Consider the following 23,871-nt stretch of genomic DNA (forward strand, 5'->3'; position numbering starts at 1 on the left):
GGCACGGCCGGCGCTCCCGGGGCCGCGGGAAAGCCGCTGATGAGCGCCCCGAACCCTGCCCGATGCCCGATCGGCGCGGGACACTCGCGCCCCCTCTCCCGTAAATGCCCCGCTTGCTCCACATGCGCGCCTGATGCGAAGAATGACGCCGCGCAGCGCGAGGGCACGTGCGACGAGGGGAGCATGTTTCGTGGGTGGGATCGCGGAGGCGAAGGACGACCGGGCCGCACGGACCGACGCGGACGGCACCGCACCACCCCCCGTCGGCGGCCCGCCAGCCGGCGGCCGCCCGGCCCTCGGCCCCGGCCGGGTCCGCCTGGTCTTCGCCGGTCTCACGCTCGCGCTGCTGCTCGCGGCGCTGGAGCAGACCACCGTCGCCACCGCCCTCCCCGCCGTCGCCGCCGACCTCCACGGACCGGACCGGCTGCCCTGGGTGGTCACCGCCTACCTCCTCGCCGTGACCGTCGGCCTGCCCGTCCACGCCGCGCTCGGTGACCGGTGGAGCCGTAAGGCGGTCTTCCAGTTCGCCGTCGTCGTCTTCGTCGTCGGCTCGGCCCTGGCCGGCTCGTCGCGCACCATGGACCAGCTCATCGCCTTCCGCGCCCTCCAGGGCATCGGCGCCGGGGGACTGGTGACGGGCGCCCAGACGCTCACCGCCGACCTCGTGCCGGCCCGGGCCCGCGGCCGCTTCATGGGCCTGGCCGGCGCCGCCTTCGCGGCCGCGTCGGTGGGCGGACCACTGCTCGGCGGCTTCCTCGTCGAACAGGGCTCCTGGCGCTGGTGCTTCTACGTCAACGTCCCCGCCGGCCTGATCACCCTGACCGTCGTCGCCCTCGCGCTCAGGCTGCCGGAACCTCCGGTCCGGCTGCCGGCCCGGCCGGACGTGCTCGGCGTGTTCTTCCTGACCGCCGCCTCCGCCTGCCTGGTCCTGATGACCCGCTGGGGCGGCAAGGAGCACGCCTGGGACTCGCGCGTCGTCCTGGGGCTCGCCTGCGGGGCCGTCGGAACCCTCCTGCTCTTCCTCGTCGTCGAGTCCCTGGCCCCACGACCGCTCGTCCCGCCGTATCTGTTCCGGGACTCCGTCTTCGTCCTCACGGGGCTCATCGGCCTCATCGCCGGCGTGGTGCTGTACGTCGCCGGCACCTGCCTGCCGGCCTTCTTCCAGCTGGCCCAGGGCGCGGACGCGGCCGAATCGGGACTGCTGATGCTGCCGCTGATGGGTGGCCTCGCCGTGGCCGCCACCGTCTCCGGGCTGCTCATCTCCCGCACCGGCCACTACAAGATCCACCCGGTGATCGGCACCGCCGTGGCCGCCGTCGGCATGTGGCTGCTGTCCCGGCTGGAGCCGGACACCCCGCGCCTGGACCACAGCGTCTGGCAGGCCGTCCTCGGCACCGGCATCGGCCTGGTGATCCCGGCGCTCGTCCTCGCCGCGCAGAACTCCGCGCCGCCCGCCGACCTCTCCACGGCCACCGGAGCCCACACCTATCTCCGCCAGGCGGGCGGCCTCGCCGCGGCAGCCGTCTTCGGCACCCTCCTGGCCGGGCGTCTCGACCAGGCCCTCGCCGACCGCCCGCCCGGGGGCGAGGGCCTGCCCACCACGGCCCTGCCCGAGGGCTCGTCGATCACCCCGCAGATGGTGCACGCCCTGCCGCCCGCCCTGCGCGACGGCTACCTCCAGGCGTACGCCGACACGATGCCGCGGACCTTCCTCCTCCTGGTGCCCCTGCTCGCGCTCGGCCTCGTCCTCGCCTTCTTCCTCAAGGAGAAACCGCTCGTGTTCCCTGACCCGCCCGTCGTCACGACGGTCCCCGTGCCCGCCGCCCGGGTCTCCCCGGCCCCACCGGCTCCACCGCGCCCCGCCCCCGCGTTCGTCGCCGGGGTCCCGGTCTGCGGCACCGTCCAGCACCCCGACGGCTCATCCGTCCCGCGCGCCGCGCTCACCCTCGTCGACGTACGGGGACAGCAGATCGGGCGCGGCGCGAGCGGGGAGGACGGGCGGTACGCGCTGAGCGTGCCCGGCGCGGGCGCCTACGTGATGATCGCGGCGGCCGGCGGGCACCAGCCGCAGGCCGTCACCGTCACCGTCGGCGACCGGCCCGTGGAGCTCGATGTGGTGCTCGGCGGCGCGGGACGCCTCGCGGGAACGGTCGTGACCGCCGACGGCACGCCCGTGCGCGACGCCGCGGTCACTCTCACCGATGTGCGCGGCGAGGTCGTCGCCTCGACCCGTACCGGCCGCGAGGGCGGCTATGAGATCACCGAACTCGTGGCCGGCGAGTACACCCTGGCCGCCAGCGCCCCCGCCTTCCGGCCCGCCGCCCTGCCGGTGAGCGTCCAGGCGTCCCGTGAGACCCGCCAGGACATCGAGCTGGCCGGCGGGGCGATGCTGCGCGGCACGGTACGCGCCACCGGCGGCCGCCCCGTGGAGGAGGCCCGTGTGACGCTCCTGGACACGGCGGGGAACGTCGTCGACACCCTCACCACGGGGCCCGACGGCACCTTCCGCTTCGTGGACCTCTCGTCCGGCGAGTACACCGTGATCGCGGCCGGCTACCCGCCGGTGGCCACCGTGCTCCAGGTGGCCCGCGGCGGGCGCACCGAGCGGGATCTCCAGCTCGGCTACGAGGATTGACGTTCCACCGGTTCGTGCAGGCCCCGTTGGGGATTCAGCCGATGCCCGGAGCCCGGCGGCACGGGATCGTACCGTGATGGCAGAGCCGCGGAACCTCGCGGCGCGGAAGGAGCCTTCCCCCATGGACAGTGGCGTTCCGCAGGAGGTGCCGCAGCGGTCGCGCGCGGCCGGCCGGATTCCGCTCGCCGTGTTCGTCGTGGACTGCGAGGGACTGGTGTCCCACTGGTCGGCCGGCGCGCGACGGCTCTTCGGCCCGGCCGAGGAGCACGCGGTGGGCCGGGCGGCCGAGGAGCTGCTGCCCGTCTCCCAGGTGCTCGGCGACGACGAGACGCCCGGGCCGTACGACGAGCACGACGGGTGCGGGGGCCGCATCCTCTACCCTGCGGCGGGCCGCGCCCGGCTGAGCGAACCGGGGCGTGAGCGGGGCGACGTGCTCTGGTGGGCCTACCCGCTGGCCGGCCCGGGACGCGAGCGGGTGCTCGTCCTGGCCGCGGACGCGGAACGGTTCCGGGAGGGCTCCGCCGACCAGGAGCACTTCGAACGGATCGCCCCCGGCTTCGCCCCGCACACCGACTTCGGGGACTCCGGCGAACTGGCCGCCCGGCTTCCGGAGATCCTGCCGGGCATGAGCGCCCGGGAATCCGACCGGATCGTCGCCCAGGTGCTGGAACTGGGATATCCGGTCCTCGAATTCAGTTACCGCAGACGCGTACCGGTCACCGCGGACCGGGGCGTTCCCCGGGCGCGGCGGCCCGAGCGTCCGCGCGCCGCAGGACCGGGCGACCCGGCCTGCCGCGAGGCGTACCCGGAGCACGCCGCGCACGAGCGCCTCGCGTTCCTCAACGACGTCAGCGGCCGCATCGGATCGACGCTCGACCTCGCCCGTACGGTCGCGGAGGTCGGCGCCGCGGTCGTACCCCGGTTCGCCGATGTCGTCGGCGTCTACGTGCGCGAACAGGTCGTCGCGGGCGAGGAGTTTCCGGACGGGACGCCGGACGCCACCACCCGCTGGCACCGGGTCGCCGTCGAGCACGTCGACGAACCGGGCCGCTGGGACGACGCGGTGCCGGTCGGCGAGACCCTGCTGGTCCCCGGCGGCACGCCGTTCTTCCAGTGCATGACGAGCGGCGAGCCCGTGCTCGTACCGCACATCGGCGCGTCGCTGAGCACCGCCATCGCCGCCCGGTACGAGAAGCGCGACGTCCGGCCCCTGATCGACGGGCGCTCGATGCTGATCGTGCCGCTCAAGGCCCGCGGCCTCGTACTGGGCTTCATGGTCCTGCTGCGTCACCCGGGGCGCCCCCAGTTCGACGACATGGACCGGGCGACGGGTGTGGAGCTGGCCGCCCGGGCCGGGCTCGTCCTCGACAACGCGCGCAGGTACGCCTACCAGGAGCGCCTCGTCGAGGCACTGCGGAACCCGACGCCGCCGAGGGCGCAGGCCCCGGTCCGGCATGAAGCGCTCGACAGGGTGGGAGATCCAACGGTGTGATGGAACCGATGCCGGGACCCGCGCCAGGAGGACACTTCGGGCCGGACCGGCGAGGACGGAGAGCTCTGTGAAGATCCTCATCAGCGCCGACATGGAGGGCGCCACCGGTGTGACGTGGCCCGCCGACGTGCTGCCCGGCACGCCGCAGTGGGAGCGCTGCCGGTCCATGTTCACCTCCGACGTGAACGCGGCCGCCCTCGGCTTCTTCGCCGGCGGAGCCGATGAGGTCCTCATCAACGAGGCACACTGGAGCATGCGCAACCTGCTGCTGGAACGGCTCGACGAGCGCGTCGAGATGCTCACCGGCCGCCACAAGTCCCTCTCCATGGTGGAGGGCGTCCAGCACGGTGACGTGGACGGCATCGCCTTCGTCGGCTACCACACGGGCGCCGGCACCGAGGGCGTCCTGGCCCACACGTACCTGGCGAACAGCATCACCGGCGTCTGGCTCAACGGCGTACGGGCCAGCGAGGGTCTGCTCAACGCCCATGTCGTCGCCGAGTACGGCGTACCCGTCATCCTCGTCACCGGGGACGACCTGACCTGTGAGGACGCCCTCGGATACGCGCCCGAGGCCCGCAAGGTCGCCGTCAAGGACCACGTCTCGCGGTATGCGGCCGTGTGCCGCACTCCCACCCGTACGGCCGCCGAGATCCGCGCCGCAGCGAAGGAGGCGACCACTCTCGCCGTACGGTACGAACCGGTGCGCGGAGGGCCGTTCACCGTGGAGCTGGAGTTCGACGCGGAGCACCTCGCCGCGGCCGCCACCGTCGTCCCGGGCGTCGTGGTGGGCGGGGAGCGACGGGTGGCGTACACCGGCGAGACGATGTACGAGGCCATCCGCACCTTCAAGGCGGTCACCACGATCGTCTCGGCCGCAGTGGAGGAGCAGTATGGCTGACGTGACGCCCTTCGAGACCGACACGCAGGCGCTCGACGAGGTGGTGACCTTCACCTCCGAGCTCATCCGGATCGACACCACCAACCACGGGGGAGGCGACTGCCGCGAACGCCCCGCCGCCGAGTACGTCGCCGAACGGCTCGCCGGCGCCGGACTCGAACCGGTCCTGCTGGAGCGCACGCCCGGGCGCACCAACGTGGTGGCGCGGATCGAGGGCACCGACCCGTCCGCCGACGCGCTGCTGGTCCACGGCCACCTCGACGTGGTGCCCGCCGACCCCTCCGACTGGACCGTGCACCCCTTCTCCGGGGAGCTCCGCGACGGCCTGGTCTGGGGCCGCGGCGCCATCGACATGAAGAACATGGACGCCATGGTCCTCGCGGTCGTCCGGGAATGGGCGCGCCAGGGCATCCGGCCCCGGCGTGACATCGTCATCGCCTACACCGCCGACGAGGAGGCCAGCGCCGCCGACGGCTCCGGGTTCCTCGCCGACCGGCACCCGGAGCTCTTCGAGGGGTGCACGGAGGCCATCGGAGAGTCCGGCGCGTTCACCTTCCACGCCGGCCCCGACCTGGAGATCTACCCGATCGGCGCGGGGGAGCGCGGCACCGGCTGGCTCAAGCTCACGGCCGACGGCAGGGCCGGTCACGGTTCCAAGGTCAACCGGGAGAACGCCGTGAGCCGTCTCGCCGCGGCCGTCGCCCGCATCGGCGAGTACCAGTGGCCGGTAAGGATCACGCCGACCGTGCGCGCCGCGCTGACGGAGCTGGCCGCGCTGCACGGCATCCGGCCCGACCTGGACGCCGACGACTTCGACGCCGACGCCCTGCTGGCCAAGCTCGGGCACGCCGCCGCGCTGGTCGAGCCGACCATCCGCAACAGCTCCAATCCGACGATGCTGCAAGCCGGTTACAAGGTCAACGTGATCCCGGGCGTCGCGACCGCGCACATCGACGGGCGGATGGTGCCGGGCGGTGAGGAGGAGTTCATCGAGACCATGGACCGGCTCACCGGGCCGCACGTGGAGTGGGAGTTCGCGCACCGGCACATCGCCCTCCAGGCGCCGGTCGACTCACCTACCTACGCCAAGCTCCGGGCCGCGCTGGCACATTTCGAGCCGGACGCCCACATCGTCCCGTTCTGCATGTCCGGCGGCACGGACGCCAAGCAGTTCGCCAAGCTGGGCATCGTCGGCTACGGGTTCTCACCGCTGCGGCTGCCCATCGGCTTCGACTACCAGGCGCTCTTCCACGGAGTGGACGAACGCGTCCCGGTCGAGGCCCTGCACTTCGGCGTCCGCGTCCTCGATCACTACCTGCAAACCGCATAGGGGGAGCCGCCCATGGTACCCACGGGGGCCTACGGAACCTGGCCGTCACCGATCGACGCGAAGCTGGCCGCCGCGCACGACGGACGACCCGAGTACGTCGGACTCGTCGGCGACGAGGTGTGGTGGACCGAGCCCCGCCCCGTCGAGGGCGGCCGGCGCGCACTGGTCCGCAGACGCGCCGACGGCACCGAGGAACCGGTGCTGCCCGCCCCGTGGAACGCGCGCAGCCGGGTGATCGAGTACGGCGGCCGGCCCTGGGCCGGTACGGCCCGGGACGAGGGGGGCCCGCTCGTCGTCTTCAGCCACTTCCCCGACCAGCGGCTGTACGCCTACGAACCGGACGGCGACGGGCCGCCCCGGCCGCTCACCCCGGTGTCCGGCATCGGCGGCGGACTGCGCTGGGCGGACCCGGCCATCCACCTGGGCCGGGGCGAAGTGTGGTGCGTCCTGGAGGAGTTCACCGGTGAGGGCCCCGGGGACCTGCGGCGGGTGCTGGCGGCCGTACCGCTGGACGGCTCGGCCGCCGACGACCGGGACGCCGTACGGGAGCTGACCGACGGCCGGCACCGGTTCGTCACCGGGCCGAGGCTCTCACCGGACGGGCGGTGCGCCGCCTGGATCGCCTGGGACCACCCGCGGATGCCGTGGGACGGTACGGAGGTGATGACCGGCGAGGTGACCGAGGACGGGCCGTTCACCGATGTGCGCACGGTCGCGGGCGGCCCCGACGAAGCGGTCTGCCAGGTCGAGTGGGCGCCCGACGGCTCGCTGCTGTACGTCTCCGACATCGGGGACTGGTGGGAGCTGTACCGGAGGGAGCCCGGCTCGACGGAGGCCGTCGGCCTCTGTCCCGGGCGGGGCGAGGAGTTCGGCGGGCCCCTGTGGAAGATCGGCCAGAAGTGGTTCCAGCCGCTCGACGACGGCCTGATCGCCGTCATCCACGGCAGGGGCGCCACCAGCCTCGGCATACTCGACCCGGAGTCCGGCGAGCTCGTCGACACCGCCGGACCCTGGACCGAGTGGGCCTCCACCCTCGACTCGGCCGGCAGCCGGGTCGTCGGCGTGGCCGCCAGCCCCCGCAGCGCCTACGAGGTCGTCGAACTGGACACCGGTACCGGCCGGGCCCGGATCGTCGGCTCCGGCCATGACGACCCGGTCGACCCCGCGTACTACCCCGAACCCCAGATCCGCACCTTCACCGGTCCCGACAACCGCGAGATCCACGCCCACATCTATCCCCCGCACAACCCCGACCGGGTCGCCCCCACCGACGAACTGCCGCCGTACGTGGTGTGGGCGCACGGCGGGCCCACCGGACACGCGCCGCTCGTCCTGGACCTGGAGATCGCCTACTTCACCTCGCGCGGCATCGGCGTGGCCGAGGTCAACTACGGCGGCTCCAGCGGATACGGCCGGGACTACCGCAACCGGCTGCGCGAACAGTGGGGTGTGGTGGATGTGGAGGACTGCGCCGCCGTCGCCGCGACGCTCGCCTCCGAAGGCACCGCCGACCCCGCCAGGCTGGCCGTGCGCGGCGGCAGCGCGGGCGGCTGGACCAGCGCGGCCTCCCTCGCCGGCACCGGCCTCTACGCCTGCGGCACCATCATCTACCCGATCCTCGACCTGACCGGCTGGGGCACCGGGGAGACCCACGACTTCGAATCGCGGTACCTGGAGACCCTGATCGGGCCGCTCGCCGAGGTCCCCGGCCGCTACCGCGAGCGGTCCCCGATCACCCGGGCCGACCGCATCACCGCCCCCTTCCTGCTGCTCCAGGGCCTCGACGACGTCATCTGCCCGCCCGTGCAGAGCGAACGCTTCCTGGCACGGATGGCGGGCCGGGGGGTCCCGCACGCGTACATCGCCTTCGAGGGGGAAGGGCACGGGTTCCGCAGGGCCGACACCATGATCCGGGCGCTGGAGGCCGAACTGTCCCTCTACGCGCAGACCTTCGGCCTCACCCGTGACGACGTCCCCCGCCTGGAGCTGAGGACGTGACCCTCACCCCCCTGACCAGGCCCGAACGGCTGAGGCCCGGTGCCAGGGTCGCCGTGGTGGCCCCCAGCGGCCCGGTCGCGGAGGACCGGCTCCGGGCGGGTCTGGACATCCTGCGCGGCTGGGGGCTGGAGCCCGTGGTGATGCCGCACGTCCTGGACGTCCCCGGGGAGCTGGACTACCTCGGCGGAGGGGACACGGCACGCGCCCGGGACCTCACACAGGCATGGTGCGACCCGTCCGTCTCGGCGGTGATCTGCGCCCGGGGCGGCTACGGCGCCCAGCGCACGGTCGATCTCCTCGACTGGACGGCGATCCGCGCCGCCGGTCCCAAGGTGTTCGTCGGCTACAGCGACGCGACCGCGCTGCACGAGGCGTTCGCCGTACGGATGGGGCTCGCCACCCTCTACGGCCCGATGGTCGCGGCGGCCACTTTCGTCAAGGACGCCGACTCCCAGGAGGGGCTGCGGGCCACCCTTTTCGAGCCCGAGTCGGTCCGCCGCCTCGGGCTGCCGATCGCGCGCACGATGGTCCCGGGCCGGGCGCGGGGCGTCACCCTGGGCGGCTGCCTCTGCATGCTCACGAGCGAGGTCGGCACCCCGCACGGGCGCCCGTCGGCCCGGGGCGGACTGGTGCTGCTGGAGGACACCGGCGAGGAACCGTACCGCCTGGACCGTATGCTCACCCAGCTCCTGCGCTCCGGCCGGCTGGACGGGATCGCCGGGATCGCGCTCGGTTCGTGGGAGGAGTGCGGTCCCTACGAGAAGGTGCGGGCGACCCTGCTGGACCGGCTGGGCGGGCTCGGCGTGCCGGTGGTGGAGGAGCTGGGGTTCGGACACGGCGCGACGGCGCTCACGATGCCGCTCGGCGTGCCCGCCACCCTGGACGCGGACGCCCGCTCGCTCACCCTGGACCTGCCGGCACTGCGCTGAGCGGCGCAGGGCCGGGGCGTGACCGCCGGTGCCCGGAGGCGCCGGCGGCCGCGGGGGACCCAGGGCTCAGCGGGTACCGGCGAGAGCCGCGTACGCCGGGCGGATCACCTCGTCGATGATGCGGCGGCGCTCCGGCAGGGGGACGAACGCGGCCTCGACGGCGGCGATCGTGAACTCCTCGAAGACCTCGGGGCCGTAGCCGAAGGCGTCCACCATGTGCTGGAACTCCCGGCTCATGGTGGTGCCCGACACCAGCCGGTTGTCGGTGTTCAGGGTGACCCGGAAACCGAGACGGCGCAGCTGGTCGATCGGGTGGGACGCGTAGTCCTTCGCCGCACCGGTCTGGAGGTTGGACGTCGGGCAGACCTCCAGGGCGATCCGGTTGTCCCGCACGTACGAGGCGAGGTGGCCGAGAGTGCCGTCCTCGGCGATGTCGTCGGTGATCCGGACGCCGTGGCCGATCCGCTCCGCGCCGCAGACCTGCACCGCCTCATGGATCGACTCGGCCCCGACGGCCTCGCCCGCGTGGATGGTGAAGTGGCAGTTGTTGCGCTTGAGGTGCTGGAAGGCCGGCAGGTGGCGGGCCGGCGGGTTGCCGATCTCGCCGCCGGCGATGTCGAAGCCGACGACGCCGTGCTCGCGGTGCGCGACGGTCAGCTCGGCTATCTCCAGCGAGCGGTCCGTGTGGCGCATGCCCGTCAGCAGGGTGCCGACCGTGATCCGGCCACCGGTGCGGCGCTCACCCTCGCGGAAGCCCGCGTTCACGGCCTCGACCACCTCGTCGAGGGTCAGTCCGGCTTCCAGGTGCTGCTCGGGGGCGTAGCGCACCTCGGCGTAGACGACGCCGTCCGCCGCCAGGTCCTCGGCGCACTCGGCCGCGATCCGGAACAGGGCCTCGCGGGTCTGCATGACCGCACAGGTGTGGGCGAACGTCTCCAGGTAGCGCTCCAGCGAGCCGGAGTCGGCGGCATCGCGGAACCACACCGCCAGCGCGTCCGGGTCCTCGGCCGGCAGGCCGGCGTAACCGCACTCGCGGGCCAGCTCGATGATCGTGGCAGGGCGCAGGCCACCGTCCAGGTGGTCGTGGAGGACGGCCTTGGGGGCGCGGCGGACCCAGTCGGCGACGGGGGAGGTGGCGGGAGCGTCAGCGGGGACGTTGTCAGACAAGTGCATGGGGCGGGAGTGTACGGCACACCTGCCGCCCGTGCCGTGACCCAGCCGACAGAGGGGTGGAGGACCCGGCGGGAGCGGTCCCGACGCCGTGCCGGGAGGGTCGGGGTGCCGCTCCGGCGACGCCCCGGGCCTGCGGGGGCGTTCTTCCCGGCACCGGCACCGGCACCGGGCTCGGCTCAGGCACCGGCCCGGCATCGGGCCCGGCTCAGGCGCACGGGTCAGGCGCACGGGTCAGTTCGACTGCAGTACGGGCAGGGCGGCCGCCCCCGTCGGCAGCATGTGCTTGGCCGCCAGGATGGGGGTGTCCCCGGCCCGGACCACCTGGGTGATCAACACGGCGGGGGTGTCGGCCGGCCGGCCGAGCTGCTCCCCGCGACGCTGTCCGACCAGCGTGGCCGTCACGCCGCTGTGCGCCGAGAGCGGCACGCTCCGCGACGCCCCGGCCAGCACCGCGAGCATCGAGGCGCGTCCGGTGGCGGGCTCCTCGTCCAGTGCCCTCGCGAAACCCGGATGGGCCCGCTCCAGCACGTCCCCGGAGGCCGCCCACTCCTGGCTCAGTGCCGCCGCCGCGCTCTCCGCGGTCAGCAGGGACTCCCAGAACCGGAGCTCCGAGCGCGCCGGGGCGAGCAGATGCTGGGTGGTGAAGTCGGTCGGCTCCTCGACCGTGCGCAGCAATGCCCGCACGCGGACCTGGCCGCCTCCGCCGATCAGCTCCTCCAGTGGCTGGATGTGCTCGAAACCGCGGCGCGGCGGCCCGTCGTTGACGGTCCTGCCGACCCCGCGCCGCACCGAGAGCAGCCCGTCCTCCTGGAGCAGCAGCAGCGCCTCGCGCAGGGCGGGGCGGCTCACGCCCAGCTCCGCGGCGAGCTTCGGCTCGGACGGCAGGGTCGAGCCCGGCGGGTAGGTACCGGCGTGGATGGCGTCGACGATCCGCTCGTACAGCACCACGACCGGTCTCCGCTGTTCTGCGCTGACCACCACTGCCCCTCCTCGGCTCACTTGTCAGCAAGTTATGCCGTGGCCGCCCGGTCGGGCAATGCCGCCTGCGTCTCGATTGAGCTGCGGAAACCCCGGGCCCCACGGGTTTTTTCGGATTCACAGCACGAACCCCTTGACGTTTACGCGCGTAGATCTCAATCTGTGGAGGCGGCACTTGTCTGACAAGCTTCTTCCCGATCCTGCGACGGATCCCGCAAGCGATCCCGCGACGGATTTACGGCGGATCCACGACCGGGCCCGGACCGGGCTCCACGGGTCTCCACCGGGCTCGACGGATCCCGACGTTCTGCGGGGCGGGGCGGGGCGGGCTGCCGCGTCGCATTGCACCGCACCGTTCTCGACATGACATCCAAGGCAAAGGGGCCGACATGTCACTCTCGCTCGGCCGGACGCGTTCCGGAGCCGAATCCGACCTTGCGGGCCGTGGCCCCATGCTGCTGGCGATGGTCCTGGCCGTACTCGGCTACCAGATCAACGCGACCATGCTCAGCCCCGCGCTGCCGGATGTGATCGAGCGCCTCGGCACCACCACGGCCGCCGCCGGACTCTCGCAGACGCTGTTCTTCCTGATGGCGGCCATCGGCCAGGTCACCCTGGCCCGCCTCAGCGACCAGCGCGGCCGCAAGCCGATGATGATCCTCTGTGCCTTCGTGCTGATCCTCGGCAATCTGCTGTGCGTCTTCGCCCCGAACATCGAGGTGTTCATCGCGGGCCGCATCCTCCAGGGCGTCTCGGCCGCGATGTTCACCCTCGCCTTCCTCACGCTGAACCAGCTGCTCACCCCGGCCGGCTTCGGCAAGGCGGCCGGCATCATCACCGCCGTCAACGGCGGCCTCGCCGGCGTCGACGCCATCGCGGGCGGCCAGATCGCCGACACCATCGGCTTCCGCGGCATCTTCGTCTGCTCGACCCTGATCGCCGTGGCCGGACTGGTCGGTGTCCACCGCTACGTCCCCGACGTCCCGCCCACCACCGCCGACACCCGCTTCGACTCGCGTGGCATCGCCGCCCTCGCGCTCGGCCTCACCGGCGTTCTCGTCGGCCTCGCCCAGGGCGCCGCCTGGGGCTGGACCTCCGTGCTGACCCTCGGGTTCCTGCTCGGCGGCCTCGCCTCGCTGGTCTTCTTCGTCCTCTCGCAGAAGAGCGCCACCAACCCGGTCATCGACCTGGACGTCCTGGCCTCCCGCCGTGCCTGGCCGCTGCTGATCACCACCATCTGCACCCTCGGAGGAGCCTTCGGCGCGGTCGCCCTGACCATCCCGCTCTTCTCCCAGGACGCCCGGGTGGGGCTCGGCCTCTCCGCCGTGACCGCGGCCGTGCTCTTCCTCACCCCGATCCAGCTCATCGGAGTGATCTCCGCTCCGCTGACCGGCCGCCTCGGTCCGAAGATCGGCTGGCGCAGGATCGTGGTCACCGGCGCCGTGGCCAACCTGGTGATCTTCGTGTTCGCCACGTTCTTCCTGCACAGCGAGTGGATCCTGGTCACTTCGCTGGCGGCCCTCGGCGTGACGTACGGCGGCTTCATGCTGACCGGTCTCAACGGCCTCGCCGTCACCACCGCCCCCAAGGACAAGCCCGGCTCGCTGTCCGGCCTCAACGGCGCCTGCTTCGGCATCGGAGCCTCACTGGGCATCGCCCTGGCCTCCGCCATGATCACGGCGGGCAGTGACGCCGGGGGCGTCACCGAGGCCGGCTACCAGCACGCCATGTACGCCGCGCTCGCCCTGCTCGCGATCGGTGTCGTGACGGCGTTCCTCATCCAGCGCCCCGACCCGGCCGACGGCGCGGACGCGGACGCCGACGAGCCGCAGCTCGTGATCGCCCACCACTGAGCCGACCCCGCCGCTCCACCCGTACGGCCGCGCCCGCCGCCCCCGCCGGACCAGGAACACCCGTCCTGGTCCCGGGGGCGGCGGCGGTTCTCCGGGCGGCGGCCGGGGCCTGGCTTCCGGATACCGCCGGGTGCCCGCACGGCGCCCGCGAGGGAACGGCGTCCGGTGTGGGTACGCTGACCCGATGTCCGGTTCACCGCCCTCCCGCAGCTATCTCGCCGAAGGCCCGCGGGTGGCCGTACGGCCTCTCACGTACGAGGACGCCGACGAGTTCACCGCACGCGCCGGGCAGAGCAAGGACCTGCACCGGCCCTGGCTCTTCCCGCCCGACCGCCCCGAGACGTACGCCGTCTACGCGCGCGCCCTCATGGAGGACCCGGCCAGGGCGTCCTTCCTGGTCTGCGAGAAGGACGAGGGCGGCGGGATCGCCGGATTCATCAACATCAACAACATCGTCCGGGGCAGCTTCCTCTGCGGCGCCCTCGGCTACGGCGCCTTCGCGCACGCCGCAGGGCGCGGCCTGATGAGCGAGGCGCTCGGCCTCGTCGTGCGGTACGCGTTCGGGCCCCTCGGCCTGCACCGGCTCGAGGCCAACATCCAGCCCGGCAACGAGAGTTCCCGCACCCTCGTGCGCCGGGCAGGATTCCGCCTGGAGGGCTTCTCCCCGGCGATGCTCCACATCGACGGCGCCTGGCGTGACCACGAACGCTGGGCGATCACGGCGGAGATGACCACCGGAACCCCCTGAGACCGCCCCCGTGCGCGGGCGGGCGCCCCCGGGACTGCGGCCGGGGAACCGCGACCTTGGTGCCGGACCGTCCGGGACCGGGAGCCGATCCGCCGGTCGCCGCCGGTCTCCGCCGGTCTCCGGCGGTGGCCGGGACCGACGGGGCCGGTGCCGGTCAGGAGCGGCGGCTCTTGTGGTTCACCTTCATGGTGTCCATGTCCGTCACCGTCGACTTGAGGGCCCGGTAACCGTGGCCGAGTTCCCGCAGCGCCGACTCGGCCCGGTCCTCGGCGATCGCGGCGGCCATCTCCTCGCCGTCCGCCGCTTCCGACACCACCGTGAAGCGGTACGAGAAGTGCTTCAGCGCGGCGTCATAGGTGAGCGACCCCTCCGGCGTGAACCGCATCCCGGCGAGCCCGTGGTCGTCCACCTCCGCCAGCAGCCTGTCGCGCGCCTCGTCCGTCAGTCCGTCCCATGTGCCGCGCACGATCACCCGGTACGTGTGCTGCGTGCCCATCCGCCCCGCCGTCCTTCGTGTATGCCTCGATGCCGACGGCCCACCCCACGGTGGTCCGTCGCATCCCGCCTGATCCGCCACGGCCCGCGCACCCCCCGGGCCCCTCGGGCACGGGAGGAGCCTCCACCGCGTCGGCTCGCTCCTCCGCCGCGATCGCACGCACCGGACGCCGCGAACCCCGCCCCCCGGGCGGACGCCGTTACTCTCCGGACACACCCTAGGGCGGCGACGCGCAGTCGCGCGCGGAAATATGCCGGGGGGCCGCACCCGCCACGGCCCGGGGCCGACCGGGCGGACCCATGAGGTCAGAGGCGGCGGTCGACGTACTCGAAGACCGAACCGTCGGGGTGCACCGCGATCAGGTTGCGGCCCACCGGGGTCGGCACCGGGCCCGCCAGGACCTTGGCGCCGACCTCGTTGAGCCTGGCGAGCGCGCTGTCCACGTCCTGCACCGCGATGGTCGCCGTGACCTTCCGCAGAATCTCCAGCTCCGCCTCCGGGCCGCTCATCAGCAGGAAGCAGCCGACGGCGGCGACCGACACGCCACCCCGTTCGAAACGCTGCGCGTGGCCGCCCGTGAGCCGTTCGTAGAAGACGACCGCGGTCTCCAGGTCGTCGACGCAGACGCGCAGCGTGGTTCCCAGGATCTCCATGCCGATCAGGGTAGTTGGCCGCGCGGGGGAGCGAGATCGATTCGGTTCCGGCCGGCCGGACCGCTCCCGCCCCTCAGGCCCGGCAGAGCAGCTCCCCGTGCGGGACCATGAACCAGGCATCGTCCTGCCGCCCCCACTCCCGCCACCCCGCGGCGATCGCCGCCAGCCGCTCCCCGGTCGCGTGGCCGCCCTCCACGGCCAGCCGTGCGTACACCGAGGCGGTCGTGCGGTCCGCCCACAGCCCGCTCCACCAGGAGCGTTCCTCCGGCGTGGCGTAGCACCAGGTCGAGGCGGAGGCGGTGATGTCGGTGAAGCCCGCCCGCCGGGCCCACGAGAGCAGCCGCCGGCCCGCGTCCGGCTCGCCGCCGTTGGCCCGTGCCACCTGCCGGTACAGTCCCAGCCAGTCGTCCAGGACCGGCACCTCGGGGAACCAGGCGAAGGCCGCGTAGTCGCTGTCGCGTACCGCGACGACACCGCCGGGGCGGCACACCCGCCGCATCTCGCGGAGGGCTTTCACCGGGTCGCCCACGTGCTGGAGTACCTGGTGCGCGTGGACCACGTCGAAGGAGCCGTCGGCGAATTCCAGTGCGTGCGCATCGGCGACCGCGAACCGCACGTTGTCCAGGCCGCGTTCGTCCGTCACGGCACGGGCCTGGTCCAGGACGGCGGCCGACGCGTCGACCGCCGTCACCCGGCCCGGCGCGACCAGCGCGGCGAGGTCGGCCGTGATGGTGCCGGGGCCGCACCCCACGTCCAGGACGTCCAGCCCCGGCCGGAGCTCGCCGAGGAGGTGACCGGCGGAGTTCGCGGCGGTGCGCCAGCGGTGGGAACGCAGTACCGACTCGTGGTGCCCATGGGTGTACACGGCATCCGCCATGGCCGACTCCCTGCTCGCTCTCGGAGTGAGGTTTCCGGGGTCCACCGTATGCCCGCTGTGTTGAATGGTGAGACCCCTGTCTTGTCATATGGACAAGCGGGTATGGCCGGACCGTGTTATGGGTGTCGGCTCCCGGGTACCCGCGCCTCATGGAAGCGATGGATGGGCCGGAACCGGAGCTGTCGGAACAGATCGCCGGGGCTGTCCGGGAAGCGCTCAGGGACGAGCCGCCCGCCGTGCCGCGCGCCCGGGCCGGCCGCCGCGCTGAAGCCGGGGTGCCGCTCCTCGTGGCCTCCGTCGCCCCGCGCCCCGCCGCTCGCGCCCGCACCTCCCCGGGGCCGACAGCCGTCCCCGGCGGCGGCCCGGTCCCGCCGCCGGGCACCCCGCCCCTGCCCGCCGCCGATCCGGACCTCGGCACACCTCCGGGTGGTCCGCCGGCCGGGTCCCCGCACCACCGGGGGTGACCAGGTGCCCCGTACCGTCGTGATCACCGGCGCCGGGGGCGGTGTGGGCCGGGCGACCGCCAGGGCCCTCGCGGCACGCGGCGACCGAGTCGCCCTGCTCGCCCGCGGTGACAAGGGCCTCGCGGCGGCGGCCGGCGATGTGCTGGCCGCGGGCGGCGAGGCTCTCGTCGTACGGGTGGACATCGCCGACGCCCTGGCGGTCGACGAGGCCGCCGAGCGCGTCGAGAGGGAACTGGGACCGATCGACGTGTGGATCAACAACGCCGTCGCCGGGGTGTTCGCGCCGTTCACCGAGATCGGCCCGGAGGAGTTCCGGCGGGTCACCGACGTCTCCTACCTCGGGTACGTCAACGGAACCAGAGCGGCGCTGTCGCGCATGGTGCCCCGTGACCAGGGGACCGTTGTCCAGATCGGCTCCGCCCTCGCCTACCGGGGCCTCCCGCTGCAGTCCGCGTACAGCGGTGCCGAGCACGCCATCCAGGGCTGGAACGAAGCACTGCGCTGCGAGCTGCTGCACTCCGGTACGAGGGTGCGCACGACGATGGTCCAGCTGCCCGCCGTCAACACCCCGCAGTTCGACTGGGCGCTGTCCCGGATGCCCGGCCGCGCCAGGCCCCCGGCGCCGGTCTACCAGCCCGAGGTGGCCGCGCGCGCCGTCCTGTACGCGGTGGACCACCCCGGCCGGCGCGAGTACCGGGTGGGCGCCGGGACGGCCGCCGCGCTGTTGGCCAACGCGTTGGTGCCCGGCCTGCTCGACCGCCATCTGGCCCGTACCGGCTACGCGGCGCAGCAACAGGGTGCCGGGACGCCGGACGCGGCCGGTGACGAACCCGGCCTCAACAACCTCTGGACGCCCGTCGACGGTGCGTTCGGCCGGGACTTCGGCGCCCACGGCCGCTTCGACGACGAGGCCCGCGACCGCTACTGGGACACCGTCCTGCTGCGCCACCCCGCCGCCCTGGCCGCCGCGACGGTGGCCGTGTCCGCGGCGGCCGCCGCCCTGCGCCGCCGGGTCCGGGCCCCGGCCCGCCGCGTTTGACCCCCGTGCTCAGGGGCACCGGAGAGGTCCGTCTGCCAGGACATTCTGCCGCAATCAGACATGACGATGGAGGCCCCGTGACCCTGCCCGTCAGTTCGAACGGCCCTTCGGGCGACCCGTCCGCCGTGGGCGCCTCGCCGGGGAGCCCCCGCACCCGGCCGAGGATCGTGATCGTCGGCGCCGGATTCGCGGGGTACCAGACCGCCCGCGGCCTCTCCCGCAGGCTGCGCGGCCGGGCCGAGATCGTGCTTCTCAACCCCACGGACTACTTCCTCTACCTGCCGCTGCTCCCGCAGGTCGCCGCCGGGGTGCTGGAGCCCCGCAGGGTGACGGTCTCCCTCTCCGGCACCCTGCGCCACGTCCGGCTCGTGCTGGGCGAAGCGGGTCACGTCGACCTCGCCGCCCGTACGGTCCACTACACCGACCCCGAGGGCACCGCGGGCGAGCTGACCTACGACCGGCTCGTCCTGGCCGTCGGGAGCGTCAGCAAACTGCTCCCGATCCCCGGGGTCGCCGAGCACGCGACCGGCTTCCGGGGCATGCCGGAGGCGCTCTACCTGCGTGACCACATCACCCGCCAGATCGAGCTGGCCGCGGGCGGGGGCGACCCGGGGACCTGCACCTCCCGCTGCACCTTCGTGGTGGTCGGCGCGGGCTACACCGGCACCGAGCTCGCCGCGCACGGCAAGATGTTCACCGACCAGCTCGTCCGCAACCAGCCCGCCTGGCCCGCCGGAGCCAAGCCCCGCTGGCTGCTCCTCGACGTCGCCGAACGCGTCCTGCCCGGCCTCGACCCGCGGCTCTCGTCCACGGCCGACCGGGTGCTGCGGGAACGCGGGGTCGAGGTCCGCACCGGGACCTCCGTCAAGGAGTCGACCTCCGAAGGCGTCCTGCTGGACGACGGGGAGTTCGTCGCGACCCGGTCCCTGATCTGGTGCGTCGGCGTACGCCCCGACCCGCTGGTCTCGGCGCTGGGACTGCCCGTCGAGCGCGGCCGGCTGGTCGTGTCCCCGCAGCTGGGCGTCCCCGGACACCCCGAGGTCTTCGCGTGCGGTGACGCCGCGGCCGTACCCGATCTCACCCGGCCGGGCGAATTCACCGCCATGACGGCGCAGCACGCGTCCCGCCAGGGCAAGGTCGCGGCGCACAACGTGGCCGCCTCCCTCGGCCTGGGGGAGCCCGTCCCGTACAAGCACGCCGACATGGGATTCGCCGTCGACCTCGGCGGCGTCAAGGCCGCGGCCAACCCGCTGGGTGTGCCGCTCTCCGGCCCGGTCGCGGGCGCCGTCACCCGCGGCTACCACCTCGCCGCGATGCCCGGCAACCGGATCCGTGTGGCCGCAGACTGGGCCCTCGACGCGGTCCTGCCGCGACAGGCCGTGCAGCTGGGACTGCTCAGCCCCTGGCAGGTGCCGCTGGACACGGACTCGCCCGAACTGGCCCGGACCTCGGCCGGACCCGGCAAGGAGTGACATGCAGTACGAAGAAATGGCTTCTCTCGCCCAGCAGTTGAGGGTCGACGCGATCCGCGCGGCCGACGCCGCCGGCTCGGGGCACCCCACCTCGTCGATGTCCGCGGCCGACCTCGCCGCCGTCCTGCTCACCCACCACCTGCGCTTCGACTTCGCGCACCCCGAGCACCCCGGCAACGACCGGTTCGTCCTCTCCAAGGGCCATGCCTCACCCCTGCTGTACGCCATGTACCACGCGGCCGGCGCCATCGACGACGAGGAGCTGCTCACCTTCCGCACCCTGGGCAGCCGGCTGGAGGGGCACCCCACCCCACGGCTCCCCTGGGTGGACGTGGCCACAGGATCCCTGGGCCAGGGCCTGCCCGTCGGCGTCGGGATGGCCCTCGCGGGCAAACGCCTCGACCAGCTGCCCTACCGCGTCTACGTCCTGTCGGGCGACAGCGAGATGGCGGAGGGCTCGGTCTGGGAGGCCGCCGAACACGCCGCGTACAACCACCTGGACAATCTGACCCTCATCGTCGACGTCAACCGGCTCGGCCAGCGGGGGCCCACCCGCCACGAGCACGATCTGAACGCCTACGCGCGGCGGCTCGGTGCCTTCGGCTGGCACACGATCGAGGTCGACGGCCACGACGTCGAAGCCGTCGACCGGGCCTTCGCGGAGGCCCGTTCGACACTGCGCCAGCCCACCGCCATCCTCGCCGCGACCCGGAAGGGACGCGGGGTGGCCGCCGTCGAGGACCGTGAGGGCTTCCACGGAAAGCCCCTCAAGGACGCCGAGGCCGCCATCGCGGAACTGGGCGGGGTCCGCTCCCGCGTCCACGTCGACGTGCAGAGGCCGCCCGAGGGAAAGGTGCTGCACGCGGTACGGAACGGGGAGCCGGAGCTCCCGCGCTTCGAGATCGGCGACGCGGTGGCCACCCGTACCGCCTACGGCCACGCCCTGGAGGCACTGGGCTCGGCCCGCGGGGACGTGGTCGCGCTGGACGCCGAGGTGAGCGACTCGACGCGCACCGAGTTCTTCGCCAAGGCGCACCCCGACCGTTACTTCGAGTGCTACATCGCCGAGCAGCAGCTCGTCGCCGCGGCCGTCGGGCTCAACACCCGCGGCTACGTGCCCTACGCGTCGTCGTTCGCGGCCTTCCTCACCCGCGCGTACGACTTCGTGCGGATGGCCGCCGCCGGCCGCGCCGGGATCAATGTGGTCGGCTCGCACGCCGGTGTCTCGATCGGCCAGGACGGTCCTTCCCAGATGGGCCTGGAGGACCTCGCGATGTTCCGCTCGGTCCACGACAGCACCGTGCTGTACCCCTGCGACGCGAACCAGACCGCCCGGCTGGTGGCGAGCATGGCCGATCTGGACGGCGTCCGCTATCTGCGCACCACGCGCGGCGACACGCCCGTGATCTACGGCCCCGACGAGGCGTTCCCCATCGGCGGCAGCAAGGTCCTGCGCGAGCACGGTGACGAGGACAGGGCCACCGTCGTCGCCGCCGGCATCACCGTCCACGAGGCGCTGAAGGCCGCCGACCTGCTGGGCGAGTACGGCATTCCGGTACGGGTCATCGACCTGTACTCGATCAAACCCGTGGACACCGAGACGCTCGACGAAGCGGCGGGCGCGACCGGCTGCCTGCTCACCGTCGAGGACCACCACCCCGAGGGCGGCCTCGGGGACGCCGTCGCAGACGCCTTCGCGGACGGCCGCCCCGCGCCGCGCATGGCACGCCTCGCGGTGCGGAACATGCCCGCGTCGGCCACTCCCGAGGAGCAGCTGCGCGCGTCGGGCATCGACGCCGAGTCGATCGCCGCCGCGGTGAAACTGCTGGTGGAACGGATCGCCGTGCCCTGACGGCCCGGAGCCCGGGGCGTCCCCTCGGCCGGCCGGACGGGGGGTGGCGCGCGGTGGCCACGGTGGAGGTGCGGACGGAAGGACGGGGAACCGGACGGGAAGGGGCGGGAACTACCGGGGGCCGTCGGCGGCGCGCCGCGCGAGCGCGGCCCCGGCGGGCCCCGGCTCAGTCCGTGCCGGGGCCCGCGCCCAGCTGCCAGCGGACCTCGCCGTCGTGCAGTACGCCGGTGGGGGACAGCCCAACGGCGCGGGCCACGGCGGCGGACGCGCCGTGCTCCGGATGCACATGCGCGATCACGGGCCCGACCCCCCGCGCCCGCAGATGCTCCACCAGCGCCCGTGCTCCCTCGGAGGCGATTCCGCGGCCCTGCCACGGTGTGCCGGTCACCCAGGCGATCTCGGCGCCGCCGCCCTCGGTGACGGTCGCCTGCAACGTCCCGGTGAGCCGGTCCTCGGCGCGCAGCCGTACGACCCAGTTGCACCAGGCGACCCCCGGCTGCTCGGGGCCGGGCCCGGCGAGCATCCGCTCGTAACGGGCCCGGAGGCCCACCACGTCGGCGGGGGCACCGCCGATGAAGGTGTGCAGGGCCGGGTCGCCCAGCACCACGGCCATCTCGTCGGCGTGCCCGGCCCGCAACGGCACCAGATCGAGCCGTTGCGTACGGATCAGTTCGCTGCGGATGACTCCGACCTCCTCCGGTCCTCCCGGGCCAGGGCGTAGCCCCCTGTCGCCCAGGTCCGACCCCCCGATGACATCCGGCCACCGCGCGGAGCGGGTGCGCGCACAGCGCGGCCCGCACTTCACCGGCACCCGGCCGGCACCCGGCCGGAACCCGTGGCGGGCACCCGTGGGGGGGGGCACCCGTCGGCGGGTTTCCGGAAGTCGGCAGGATACCGGGAAGCCGGCGGGGTTCGGGAAACGGTCACGGACCCGATCTTCCGTCCGCCGCCCAGCACGATGACCCGCGCCTGCACGTGGGATTCCCCGGGTACCCGCGCCCGACGGCGGCGGCCCGCCCGTACGGCGCGGGTCTTCGTGCTGTTACGTCATCGTCGCCCTGAACGGCCGCAGCGATGTCGACGCCGTCCGCGCCTTCGCCCGGGACGTCGCCGACACCCTCGCCGCCGCTCACCCGGACGAACTCACCACCGCCGCCCGCAAACAGGCGCGCGGTGACCGTCTCTACCTCGACGTCCAGCGCAACGGCTACGCGCAGACCGCCGTCGCGCCCTACTCCGTACGCGCCAGGCCCGGCGCACCCGTCGCCACTCCGATCCGCTGGGAACAGCTGGACGACCCCGCCACGCATGCCGCCCGCTGGACCGTCGACACCGCCCTGGATCAGGCCCGCACGGACCCCTGGGGCGGCGGTGCGCCCCGCCCCCGCGCCCTCGGCCCGGCCCGTCGAAGGCTCGACGCATCGCGTTGAGTCCAGGCCAAGGGTTTGCGGAGCAGCGTCACGGCAACCCGAGGAGCGAGGTGCCATGGCTAATACATCAGAGAACACCAACGACCGTAAGAATTCGTCACAGTCCAAGGAACAATCGGAAGAACTCCCGGGAGCCATCCAGGTGTTGCGCGCCGCACAGGCACAGCTCACCGAGCTCACCGGGAGGGAGGCCGAGTCGGTGTCGTCCTTCGAACAGACCGAGGACGGCTGGATCCTGAACATCGAGGTCCTCGAACTGGCCCGTGTCCCCGACACGATGAGCCTGCTCGCCTCGTACGAGGTCCAGCTCGACCCACGCGGCGAGCTCACCGGCTACCGGCGCGTCCGCCGCTACGAGCGCGGCCGCGCCGACCGTTCCCAGGGCTCCTAGACCCGAGGAGGCATCACCCACATGACAGTTGTCCCGGCACAGCAAGGCGGAGGCGGCTCGGGCGGCACCAGCGGCCTGTACGACGTCCTGGAACTCGTCCTGGACCGAGGGCTCGTGATCGACGCGTTCGTCCGGGTCTCCCTGGTCGGTATCGAGATCCTGAAGATCGACGTGCGCGTCGTCGTCGCCAGCGTCGACACCTATCTCCGCTTCGCCGAGGCGTGCAACCGCCTCGACCTGGAGTCGGGCCCCCGCAAGGACCCCGGCCTCCCGGACCTGGTCGGCGAACTCACCGAGTCCGGCGCGCGCGGCAAGTCCAAGGGCGTCCTCAGCGGAGCCGCCCAGACCCTCTCCGACGCCCTCGGACAGGGGCGCGAGGAATCCACCACCGAATCCAAGTCACGCGGGCGCTCCACCTCGTCCCGCCGTAAGGAGGAGCAGGAGTGAGCACGTACGTCTACGGCATCGCACGCAGCTCGCACCCGAACCTCCCGGAGAAGATGGGAGGCGTCGGCGACCCGCCCAAGGCCGTACGCGTCCTGACCTCCGGCCGGCTCGCCGCGCTCGTCAGCGACGCACCGGAGAACCTCAAGCCCAAGCGGCGTGACCTGCTCGCGCACCAGAACGTGCTCTCCGAGGCGGGCGCGGCGGGTGCGGTCCTGCCCATGCGCTTCGGCGGCATCTCACCCGACGACGAGGCGGTCACCGCCGCCCTCGGGGAACGTGAGGCGCACTACCTGGAACGGCTCGACGCGCTCGACAACAAGGTCGAGTACAACGTGAAGGGCAGCCACGACGAGGAAGCCGTCCTCCACCAGGTCCTCGCCGACGACCCGGAGCTGCGGGCCCTCAGCGAGGCCAACCGCGCGGCGGGCGGGGGCACGTACGACCAGAAGCTCGCCCTCGGCGAACGCGTCGTGGCCGCCGTCAAGCAGCGCGAGGCGCGCGACGCGGTGCTGATCCAGCAGACGCTGGAGGACAAGGCGGAAGGCGTCCGGCCCGCCCCGGAGGGCAGCGGCTGGCTGGCGAACATCTCGTTCCTGGTCGAACGGGAGCGCGCCGACGCCTTCGTGAGCGCGCTCCAGGCCCTGCAGACGGCCCATCCCCACCTGGTGTTGCAGGTGAACGGGCCGTTGCCGCCCTACAGCTTCGTGGAGTGA

General features: G+C 73.3%; 19 protein-coding genes and 2 pseudogenes. 15 read left to right on the forward strand and 6 right to left on the reverse strand.

The window, feature by feature from the left end:
* The first annotated feature begins 190 nt into the window (after positions 1-190).
* The 6 genes and pseudogenes from PUR26_RS15860 (at position 191) to PUR26_RS15885 (ending at position 9,285) form a co-directional block, all read left to right on the forward strand.
* Complete coding sequence (locus tag PUR26_RS15860) at positions 191-2,635, forward strand: MFS transporter (RefSeq protein ID WP_329873015.1); 2,445 nt, start codon at positions 191-193, stop codon at positions 2,633-2,635.
* 121 nt (positions 2,636-2,756) lie between these two features.
* A pseudogene (locus tag PUR26_RS15865) lies at positions 2,757-4,070 on the forward strand (GAF domain-containing protein); the annotation flags it as partial.
* A gap of 124 nt (positions 4,071-4,194) precedes the next feature.
* On the forward strand, positions 4,195-5,028 hold the full coding sequence (locus tag PUR26_RS15870) for a M55 family metallopeptidase (protein ID WP_329873016.1): 834 nt from the start codon (positions 4,195-4,197) through the stop codon (positions 5,026-5,028).
* The gene (locus PUR26_RS15875; protein ID WP_329873017.1) at positions 5,021-6,358 is read left to right on the forward strand and encodes a M20/M25/M40 family metallo-hydrolase; all 1,338 of its coding nucleotides are present in this window, start codon (positions 5,021-5,023) and stop codon (positions 6,356-6,358) included. Before PUR26_RS15870 ends, PUR26_RS15875 begins: the two co-directional genes overlap by 8 nt.
* Positions 6,359-6,370: 12 nt before the next feature.
* Positions 6,371-8,356 (forward strand): S9 family peptidase, encoded by a 1,986-nt coding sequence (locus PUR26_RS15880; protein WP_329873018.1) that lies wholly within the window; start codon positions 6,371-6,373, stop codon positions 8,354-8,356.
* Positions 8,353-9,285, forward strand: coding sequence for a S66 peptidase family protein (locus PUR26_RS15885; RefSeq protein ID WP_329873019.1), 933 nt, complete (start codon positions 8,353-8,355; stop codon positions 9,283-9,285). The genes PUR26_RS15880 and PUR26_RS15885 overlap by 4 nt, the downstream gene beginning before the upstream one ends.
* A gap of 66 nt (positions 9,286-9,351) precedes the next feature.
* Here PUR26_RS15885 and PUR26_RS15890 read toward each other — a convergent pair whose 3' ends face one another.
* The gene (locus tag PUR26_RS15890) at positions 9,352-10,458 is read right to left on the reverse strand and encodes an adenosine deaminase (protein WP_329873020.1); all 1,107 of its coding nucleotides are present in this window, start codon (positions 10,456-10,458) and stop codon (positions 9,352-9,354) included.
* A 231-nt stretch (positions 10,459-10,689) separates the two neighbouring features.
* Entirely contained in the window at positions 10,690-11,439 is a 750-nt protein-coding gene (locus tag PUR26_RS15895) for a GntR family transcriptional regulator (protein ID WP_329873021.1), read from the reverse strand.
* Positions 11,440-11,825: 386 nt separating this feature from the next.
* Between PUR26_RS15895 and PUR26_RS15900 the strand changes: the two genes are divergently transcribed.
* On the forward strand, positions 11,826-13,289 hold the full coding sequence (locus tag PUR26_RS15900; RefSeq protein WP_329873022.1) for an MFS transporter: 1,464 nt from the start codon (positions 11,826-11,828) through the stop codon (positions 13,287-13,289).
* A 184-nt stretch (positions 13,290-13,473) separates the two neighbouring features.
* Positions 13,474-14,037, forward strand: a complete 564-nt coding sequence (locus tag PUR26_RS15905; protein WP_329873023.1) for a GNAT family N-acetyltransferase — start codon at positions 13,474-13,476, stop codon at positions 14,035-14,037.
* Positions 14,038-14,191: 154 nt separating this feature from the next.
* On the opposite strand, the gene PUR26_RS15910 is transcribed toward PUR26_RS15905, so the two are convergent.
* The 3 genes from PUR26_RS15910 to PUR26_RS15920 all read right to left on the reverse strand — a co-directional run bounded on the left by PUR26_RS15910 (position 14,192) and on the right by PUR26_RS15920 (position 16,063).
* The gene (locus PUR26_RS15910; RefSeq protein WP_329873024.1) at positions 14,192-14,533 is read right to left on the reverse strand and encodes a DUF6204 family protein; all 342 of its coding nucleotides are present in this window, start codon (positions 14,531-14,533) and stop codon (positions 14,192-14,194) included.
* A gap of 305 nt (positions 14,534-14,838) precedes the next feature.
* Complete coding sequence (locus tag PUR26_RS15915) at positions 14,839-15,186, reverse strand: VOC family protein (RefSeq protein WP_329873025.1); 348 nt, start codon at positions 15,184-15,186, stop codon at positions 14,839-14,841.
* Positions 15,187-15,259: 73 nt separating this feature from the next.
* Positions 15,260-16,063, reverse strand: a complete 804-nt coding sequence (locus PUR26_RS15920; protein WP_329873026.1) for a methyltransferase domain-containing protein — start codon at positions 16,061-16,063, stop codon at positions 15,260-15,262.
* A gap of 468 nt (positions 16,064-16,531) precedes the next feature.
* Between PUR26_RS15920 and PUR26_RS15925 the strand changes: the two genes are divergently transcribed.
* The 3 genes from PUR26_RS15925 to PUR26_RS15935 all read left to right on the forward strand — a co-directional run bounded on the left by PUR26_RS15925 (position 16,532) and on the right by PUR26_RS15935 (position 20,890).
* Entirely contained in the window at positions 16,532-17,566 is a 1,035-nt protein-coding gene (locus PUR26_RS15925) for an SDR family oxidoreductase (RefSeq protein ID WP_329873027.1), read from the forward strand.
* A gap of 167 nt (positions 17,567-17,733) precedes the next feature.
* A complete protein-coding gene (locus tag PUR26_RS15930; RefSeq protein ID WP_329873220.1) occupies positions 17,734-19,038 on the forward strand; it encodes an NAD(P)/FAD-dependent oxidoreductase in 1,305 nt (434 codons plus the stop codon).
* 1 nt (position 19,039) lies between these two features.
* Complete coding sequence (locus PUR26_RS15935) at positions 19,040-20,890, forward strand: transketolase (protein ID WP_329873028.1); 1,851 nt, start codon at positions 19,040-19,042, stop codon at positions 20,888-20,890.
* 166 nt (positions 20,891-21,056) lie between these two features.
* Here PUR26_RS15935 and PUR26_RS15940 read toward each other — a convergent pair whose 3' ends face one another.
* A complete protein-coding gene (locus PUR26_RS15940) occupies positions 21,057-21,533 on the reverse strand; it encodes a GNAT family N-acetyltransferase (RefSeq protein WP_329873029.1) in 477 nt (158 codons plus the stop codon).
* A 385-nt stretch (positions 21,534-21,918) separates the two neighbouring features.
* Here PUR26_RS15940 and ligD point away from each other — a divergent pair.
* The 4 genes and pseudogenes from ligD to PUR26_RS15960 all read left to right on the forward strand — a co-directional run.
* Positions 21,919-22,320 (forward strand): annotated as a pseudogene (gene ligD, locus PUR26_RS15945) (non-homologous end-joining DNA ligase LigD); the annotation flags it as partial.
* Positions 22,321-22,375: 55 nt separating this feature from the next.
* Positions 22,376-22,711: a gas vesicle protein GvpO gene (locus PUR26_RS15950; protein WP_329873030.1), complete on the forward strand. Its 336-nt coding sequence runs from the start codon at positions 22,376-22,378 to the stop codon at positions 22,709-22,711.
* Between the two features lie 21 nt (positions 22,712-22,732).
* On the forward strand, positions 22,733-23,158 hold the full coding sequence (locus tag PUR26_RS15955) for a gas vesicle structural protein GvpA (protein ID WP_329873031.1): 426 nt from the start codon (positions 22,733-22,735) through the stop codon (positions 23,156-23,158).
* Positions 23,155-23,871, forward strand: coding sequence for a GvpL/GvpF family gas vesicle protein (locus tag PUR26_RS15960; protein ID WP_329873032.1), 717 nt, complete (start codon positions 23,155-23,157; stop codon positions 23,869-23,871). Before PUR26_RS15955 ends, PUR26_RS15960 begins: the two co-directional genes overlap by 4 nt.

The organism is Streptomyces sp. SP18CS02 (assembly GCF_036322365.1).
Classification (GTDB): Bacteria; Actinomycetota; Actinomycetes; order Streptomycetales; family Streptomycetaceae; genus Streptomyces.

Coding starts and splice junctions, on each gene's coding strand:
- PUR26_RS15880 (WP_329873018.1), top strand. CDS start 6,371: ATGGTACCCACGGGGGCCTACGGAACCTGGCCGTCACCGATCGACGCG.
- PUR26_RS15935 (WP_329873028.1), top strand. CDS start 19,040: ATGCAGTACGAAGAAATGGCTTCTCTCGCCCAGCAGTTGAGGGTCGAC.
- PUR26_RS15890 (WP_329873020.1), bottom strand. CDS start 10,458: ATGCACTTGTCTGACAACGTCCCCGCTGACGCTCCCGCCACCTCCCCC.
- PUR26_RS15920 (WP_329873026.1), bottom strand. CDS start 16,063: ATGGCGGATGCCGTGTACACCCATGGGCACCACGAGTCGGTACTGCGT.
- PUR26_RS15875 (WP_329873017.1), top strand. CDS start 5,021: ATGGCTGACGTGACGCCCTTCGAGACCGACACGCAGGCGCTCGACGAG.
- PUR26_RS15950 (WP_329873030.1), top strand. CDS start 22,376: ATGGCTAATACATCAGAGAACACCAACGACCGTAAGAATTCGTCACAG.
- PUR26_RS15915 (WP_329873025.1), bottom strand. CDS start 15,186: ATGGAGATCCTGGGAACCACGCTGCGCGTCTGCGTCGACGACCTGGAG.
- PUR26_RS15900 (WP_329873022.1), top strand. CDS start 11,826: ATGTCACTCTCGCTCGGCCGGACGCGTTCCGGAGCCGAATCCGACCTT.
- PUR26_RS15905 (WP_329873023.1), top strand. CDS start 13,474: ATGTCCGGTTCACCGCCCTCCCGCAGCTATCTCGCCGAAGGCCCGCGG.
- PUR26_RS15955 (WP_329873031.1), top strand. CDS start 22,733: ATGACAGTTGTCCCGGCACAGCAAGGCGGAGGCGGCTCGGGCGGCACC.
- PUR26_RS15910 (WP_329873024.1), bottom strand. CDS start 14,533: ATGGGCACGCAGCACACGTACCGGGTGATCGTGCGCGGCACATGGGAC.